We start from the raw sequence: 6,688 nt of genomic DNA on the forward strand, positions 1-6,688 counted from the left end.
TTCGCATGTTTTATGGTATAATAGATCCATAGAAAAGGAGCGAAAAACCATGTCTTCAGGAGCAAACGAGATCCGGCTCTTACTGTTTTGCAACTGATCCATAACATCCTGAACTTCTTCCTGTTCCAGATCTCTTGATAATGGAAATGCTTTTTCAAACTCTGCTCCTTTAACAATCAATCTATGGGAACGTTCCTTTCGCTCCACCAGCTTTTTTCTCTGCTCCAGAAGATTTTTATTATGAATCGCATGTTCCAATTGCTTTCTGCTTTTTTCCATGTTGGCTTTCAATTCTTCCAGTGACATGGATTCATATTTGGAATTTTTCGCTCTGCTCAATTTTTCAACCTCCCTACTTTTTCTGTAAATAAAAAGAACCGGTACACTCTCTAATACCGATTCTTAACACAAAAGCTAATCTTATTTTCAATTGAGTGCAAATACTTCCACACTTTTATAACATTTCGATCTAAATCGTGTAGATAGTAAAATTATTCACACTCCTAAATATAATCTATCCATATCTTATTCTCCATTCATTAGAAACACTTAAATATTAATATTATATTTTTCCCTTAAAATTTGCTTTTCTTGATTTTTTCTATTTCTTCTGTCCATCATAGCTGGTGCTGGATTCCAAATCAAGGCTTTGCTTTTATATGCGTAAGTTACTTCTGCATAATCTGTTTTGTTGTACTTTTTATCATTGTCGCCTTGATATTTATCTACATTTATTTCAACCCACCAAAATTTTTCAAATCCATAAACAGCACCGCTGGTCGCACGATACAGGCAGATCCCATCACCTGTATAGAAATGCGCTCTTAGCTTTGCTAAGAGAATTATGCCGTATCCGGCGTGTTATCTTTTTTCAAGGTCTTCTACTTTCTTCTGATAAAGTTTCATCAGTCCCACAACACAGGCTGCTTCGCTTTTATAGGCTTCACTGCCTTTTGTGAATCCGTATGCCTGCATGACCGCCATATCATTCTGGTGATGTGCTTTTCTCAGTTCCGGCGGCATAGTCAATTCATCATAAAGATCTGCTAGACTGCTGTCCGGATATAATGCTCTGGCATCAAGAATTGCCTGTGCAGTCTGTTCAATTTTTTGCCGTTGTTGAGTGCTCGGCTCAGGCCATGGGAAATTATTGTAAACAATGTCTTTAGAATAACGATAATCACTTTTTAATCGACCACAGACAACACGCATCCACGCCATATGTACATTAGATGTGAGCACTCCAAAATGATAGAGTGTTGCATCTGGAATAATTTTCACAAGATTACTACAAAAAATATTAGGTGTAAAAAATCCCATCGGAACATATCGTCTTCTCTGAGATGAAACTTCAGGAATAACTATATACTGTCCTTTTGGCATATTTTCCACATGAAACCTTGTTGGTCTTTCAGCTAATTTTACAGTTCCAGCACTTGTACTTTGCAGACGATATTCTTTTACTTCTCTTACTCTTTCCATACACAATGGAAGTTTTCTTAATTCAGCAGGACTACACTCACCTAGCCAAAGACAATATCTCGGTGACCTATTAATAAATTCTTTTGATCCATACCACGGGCGAAAATATTTTTTTGCTTCAGGTTCTTTTTTTATGAACTCTTCCATTTCCTCTTTTTCAAAAAGATAATACCCACCATCAATTGGCTTATTTCCAATTCCAATTTCTGGAATATTGCAGATAGGCTTGTTTCTGCTCTCAACATATACATTCACTGCATCCAAAAGATAACCATTGATGTTTTTTGCAATTTGATATCTTTCATCTATAAATATTTTCTTTGGTTTATTATAAGGTGCAATACTAAATCCAATGATCACACAATGCACATGGGCCTTTATCTTTGCTTCACTATCCCACTGAAATGTTCGATATGCAAAATCAATATGCACGTCATTTTCCAATAGTGGTTTCCACAAATTAGCAACGCTTTCTCCTTGGGAAACAGAATTTGTCGAAACCAATGCGGCTCGTATTGATGTATTCTTCATAAAATCTGCACATTTCTTATACCAGCAGCAAACGTAATCCATATTTCCAACATTTTTCCAGCCCTGAAAAATTTCTTTCACATCATCTTTCTGTTCAGAACTCATTACTCTAGCACCCACAAACGGAGGATTTCCCATAATATAGGAAACCTGATATTTTGGTACAACACTCTCCCAGTCAATCTGCAAAGAATTTCCTTCCACAATAAACGCATTAGTTGTCAATGGCAGAAAATCCAGATTCATATGAACGATGTCTTCTGTCTCTTTCATCATCTGTGATTCTGCGATCCACAGTGCTGTCTTTGCAACTGTGACAGCAAAATCATTTATCTCGATTCCATAAAACTGATCAATAGAAACATGGATTGGAGAAGACTCATCAAAACCAAAAGTAATCTGTCCTCTCTGCAATTCTTTTATGACTTCATTCTCCAATCGCCGGATACTGATATATGTCTCTGTAAGGAAATTTCCACTTCCCGATGCCGGATCAAGCCACCGGAGATTTGATAACTTTGTCTGGAAGTCTCTCAGCTTTTTATCTTTTGTTCTCTGAACCGTTATCTGCTGAATTTCTTTCAGTTCATTTTTCAAATCATCCAGAAACAGTGGATCAATGACTTTATGAATATTTTCAATGCTGGTGTAGTGCATACCGCCAGAGCGTCTTGTCTCAGGATTCAACGTACTCTCAAATACAGCGCCAAATATAGTCGGACTGATTTCTGACCAGTCAAAATCTGCTGATGCCTTCTCTAACAATAAATTCCTGATTTCATCTGTAAACGGTGGAATCTCAATATCTTCATTTGCAAAAAGTCCACCATTCACATACGGAAAAGCTGCAAGCTGCGGGTTATCATCTTTCAGATAAGGATCTCTGTCCTCCGGCTTTGTATCAAGAATCTGGAAAAGTTCAATCATCGCTTTTCTCATTTTTCTTGCATCAAATTCTTCCAGATAATCATGGAACATACCATGCTGTCCAAAGATACCCGCATCCTCTGCATAAAGACAGAACACCATCCTGACACAAAGGATATTCAGACTTTTCATTGCACGCTCTGTGGTTGGATCGACATATTGTTTTGCCAGTGCATCATACAGTAGCCCTACAATTTCACCTGCGGCAATGGAAACTTCCATTTCTCTCTGAAGATTTGTATTTCCCTCATCTACAAGGAATTGTAAACGATAGTATTCTTTTTCCAGATTCTCCAACTGGATAATCTCTGGATCACCGCCCGGCTTTTCCATGTCATAAATATAGAATGACTGGAAATTACTGGTAACAATCCATCTTGGTCTTTTTGAATACGGCAATTCAGAAGAATATCTTTTTGCCTGTTCAAATGGTGTCAGCATAGATCCATCGGACTGTCGGATAGCAGCTGTCAGGCTCTTGTTGATACTTTTCTGTTCAATCATGACATGGGTTTTCTCAATATACCCGTCAATAAAACTGGTATGGTCAAGGTGTACCTGATCTTCAAAAGAAATAAACTGTGATATTTCCGTCACACCAAATACCGTTGTGAGAAGCTCCACCCAGAAAATCTGGCTGTCGCCTTTTTCATATCCACGATCTTTCCAGTTTTTTGCAAATGCTTTCGCTGCTGCTCTTTGTTGTGCATCTATCATTGTGGCACTCTCCTGTTACTTTTCATCTGTAAACTCCATCATCTCATCAACGGTGCAGTCCAGCTTCTTGCAGATTTTCTCAATCGTTTCCATTGAGACATACTGATTTTTTCCCATTCGATCAAGAATATTACCACTGATCCCGGTAAGGTACTGCATCTCTATCCGCTTCATATTTTTATCTATGAGCATTTTCCATAATCTGTTATAACTTACGCCCATAAACGCCTCCATATTTTTCATCTAAACATATTTTGATTATATCACGATTTCATTAGGTTAAATACCTGTAATTTTTGATATCTTCTATAAAACGGAAAAGAGGCTGTCCTGACACAAGACAACCTCTCCAACCATTTACTTCGGGTTAGTCAAATGGAAGCTCACCATCTGGTACTTCCATGAATCCGTCTTTATCTGTTTTCCCTGTTCTTGACAAATTCGCTTCGGCACCGCTGTCCTTGTTCTGAGCAAATTCATGTTCTTCCACAACCACATCTGTGGTATAAATTGTCTTCCCGTCTTTGTCCTTATAACTGCCAGTACTGATACGACCGTCAATCACAATCCTCATTCCCTTATGAAGATATTTCTGTGCAAATTCTGCACTATTTCCGAATGTGACACAAGAAATAAAATCTGCTTCCTGCTCACCGTCACGTTTATACCTTCTGTTTACCGCAAGTGTATATCTTGCTACTGCCATATCATTATCTTTCCCGGCATATTTAATCTCCGGGTTCTTTGTCAGTCTTCCCATTAAAACCACTTTATTCATAATCGTTACCGTCCTTTCTGGGCATTTCACCCTGTAAACATTGTTATCAGTTTCATTTTTCATCAGCGGTCTAGTGTGCGTTTCCCTGTCACCTGCAGCCGTCTCAGACTGCCTCTGCCTGCATCAGCAGGACACTGACCATAAGGCTCCGGTCAGCCGCCCATCATCGGAAGTGTCATTATGATTCCGCTTGCTTCCAGAAAAAGAAAGGTCATGGCAGAACTCCTGGTAGGCTTCCAGGGTGCACTTATCAATTGTCAAGGTTCAGCGAAGAAACATTCCAAAACGTCCTCTAATTACTAAAGTCAAATGACTTGACATGATGCAAAAGAATCGTGATATTTTTTTGCATTTTTATCATTTTTTCTTTTAATTTCATTAGTCCCTTCACATACTCTGTACTGGGACGAACAAAAACGGACATGATTTTGAAGAATTTTTGAAAAATAATTGTTCCTCTACCTATAAAGCGTTGGAAACAGTATTTACCAACCCTCTTTTGCGAGTTTTTTTCGCAGAAATGAAATATTCCCTCACTAATCGCAAGTTTCAGAGGGCGTTTGGACGGTACTTTCGCAGAAAAATTTGTTTTTTCTACTAATCACACACGGGAAAGCAGAGAATGTCAGATGATTTTGAAAAAATCAAAAAAGAAGCATCAACCACTATTGCAGCCAATGCTTCTTTAAATTACTTTCTTACTTACGAAAGAGATTTCAATATGACTTTTATTACTTTCCTTAATTTCAATCCATCTTTCAGTCCCAGACGATAAAAAAATTCTTCTGTATCTGCTCCACTGCTAAATATGGCATCACAGTATTTTGTAATTGCCTCTTCTTGTTCTGGTGATAATGAAGCAATTACCTTTTCATATTCCTCTTCAACTTTATCTGGCTCTGCCACAGACTGCTGTTTTATTTTCCATTCTGCGTACTCTTTCCCCATATGCTCCGTTATTGTTAGATTGATAAATTCTTCACTCTCCTCTGTCAGTTTCATAGACTTACACCTGCCCTGTCCATGTTATCTCACTGTTTCAGATAACTCCGGTAACTATCCAGAACTGAATCGGTAACACCGCTTTTATATATTTTACGAATATCAACAATCTGTTCATCTTTCAACAGTTTCAACCAATCCAGTAAATCTTTTCTGCTGTTTGCGAAATTGCAGCATCTTCCATCTGCATATTCAATCCTGTATCTCATACGATCCTCCTATACATATATCAATTCACTCAACACAATTTCCTGCACACGATTCTTGATGTTATTACACTGCCGCACCCGCTCCATAGGATTCCGTGCCTTCAATTTTTCTGTTACGCCTTCAGTACTTCTCATTTGTGCTTCAATCAGCTCATACCGTTCCTGTGCCTGTTCGTTAAGATCTGCCAGATAGCTGTCCAGTTTTCCGGTCAACAGAAGATAAGAATACATACCCGATTTATATTTTTTCAGATATTCTTTCCGAAGCATTCCCCAGTAACCAATCGGTCTGTTTTCCTCTGGCAAAGCTAACATCGGTATGTAATAATCTCCCACCAGCACATAATCTAATCCATTGTTATCATCATGTATTATTTTTCTCTGTTCACTCATGTTCTTCTCCTCTATCAAATCTTCCTCTGTTCCCGAAGATACGCTTCAAATAAACTTCTCCGAATCAATACTTTCTTTCCAATCTTATATACTGCTCCGGCTTCATGTGCCATACAGACTACTGGTTTGATTCCCAACCTGTAATATTCACATGCCATATTGTAGGTCACATAGTCATGGCTCATAAATTCCAGATCTTCATCGTCAATCTCATCTGAAAACATCCATACATTACCGCTCATCTGTCATTTTCTCCTTTCCTTTTCCTGTTGCCGGTTCATGGAATCGTTCCAGATAAGTATCAAAAATATCCCGATTAATCAGTACCGTTCCATCTATTCTGTAAATTGCACCTGCATCACTTGCAAGCTCCAAAAGTTTCTTATGGGAAATGCTGTAAATGATTTCTGCCTGTTGATAACGCAGATACTGTCGGCGTAATTTTCTAAGCTGCTCTGGTACTTCTTTCATACTTGTAATTGGTTTATAACTTTTACCCATGATGTTTTCCTCCAAAATTAGATTTACTGTTTTACAGAAGCTGACCGCTGGGATGTCACTTTCCAAGGTAGAGTAGGTTAGAGGGCTTTGCCCTCTTTCCCCTCATCAAACCGTGCATGAGGTTCTCCCTCACACGGCTTTCCGACAT

9 protein-coding genes are annotated in these 6,688 nt (G+C 38.4%); all 9 read right to left on the reverse strand.

Annotated elements, in window-relative coordinates:
- Window positions 1-339: DUF3847 domain-containing protein (locus OCV47_RS15635; protein ID WP_262655943.1), on the reverse strand; the 339-nt coding region annotated here is incomplete at its 3' end.
- A 522-nt stretch (window positions 340-861) separates the two neighbouring features.
- On the reverse strand, window positions 862-3,657 hold the full coding sequence (locus tag OCV47_RS15640) for a DNA methyltransferase (RefSeq protein WP_262655945.1): 2,796 nt from the start codon (window positions 3,655-3,657) through the stop codon (window positions 862-864).
- 15 nt (window positions 3,658-3,672) lie between these two features.
- The gene (locus OCV47_RS15645) at window positions 3,673-3,879 is read right to left on the reverse strand and encodes a helix-turn-helix domain-containing protein (protein WP_262655946.1); all 207 of its coding nucleotides are present in this window, start codon (window positions 3,877-3,879) and stop codon (window positions 3,673-3,675) included.
- Window positions 3,880-4,024: 145 nt separating this feature from the next.
- The gene (locus OCV47_RS15650) at window positions 4,025-4,435 is read right to left on the reverse strand and encodes a single-stranded DNA-binding protein (RefSeq protein ID WP_262655948.1); all 411 of its coding nucleotides are present in this window, start codon (window positions 4,433-4,435) and stop codon (window positions 4,025-4,027) included.
- Window positions 4,436-5,137: 702 nt separating this feature from the next.
- Window positions 5,138-5,437 carry a hypothetical protein gene (locus OCV47_RS15655; protein WP_262655949.1) on the reverse strand — a complete coding sequence of 100 codons (300 nt, stop codon included), beginning with the start codon at window positions 5,435-5,437 and terminating at the stop codon, window positions 5,138-5,140.
- 29 nt (window positions 5,438-5,466) lie between these two features.
- Window positions 5,467-5,646: a hypothetical protein gene (locus tag OCV47_RS15660; RefSeq protein ID WP_055225720.1), complete on the reverse strand. Its 180-nt coding sequence runs from the start codon at window positions 5,644-5,646 to the stop codon at window positions 5,467-5,469.
- A 9-nt stretch (window positions 5,647-5,655) separates the two neighbouring features.
- Complete coding sequence (locus tag OCV47_RS15665; RefSeq protein ID WP_262655950.1) at window positions 5,656-6,039, reverse strand: TnpV protein; 384 nt, start codon at window positions 6,037-6,039, stop codon at window positions 5,656-5,658.
- 14 nt (window positions 6,040-6,053) lie between these two features.
- A complete protein-coding gene (locus OCV47_RS15670; protein ID WP_262655951.1) occupies window positions 6,054-6,281 on the reverse strand; it encodes a DUF6462 family protein in 228 nt (75 codons plus the stop codon).
- Window positions 6,271-6,540: a DUF6462 family protein gene (locus tag OCV47_RS15675; protein WP_118071760.1), complete on the reverse strand. Its 270-nt coding sequence runs from the start codon at window positions 6,538-6,540 to the stop codon at window positions 6,271-6,273. The genes OCV47_RS15670 and OCV47_RS15675 overlap by 11 nt, the downstream gene beginning before the upstream one ends.
- Window positions 6,541-6,688 lie beyond the last annotated feature (148 nt).

Source organism: Muricoprocola aceti (genome assembly GCF_025567005.1).
In the GTDB taxonomy this organism is placed as follows: domain Bacteria; phylum Bacillota; class Clostridia; order Lachnospirales; family Lachnospiraceae; genus Marvinbryantia; species Marvinbryantia aceti.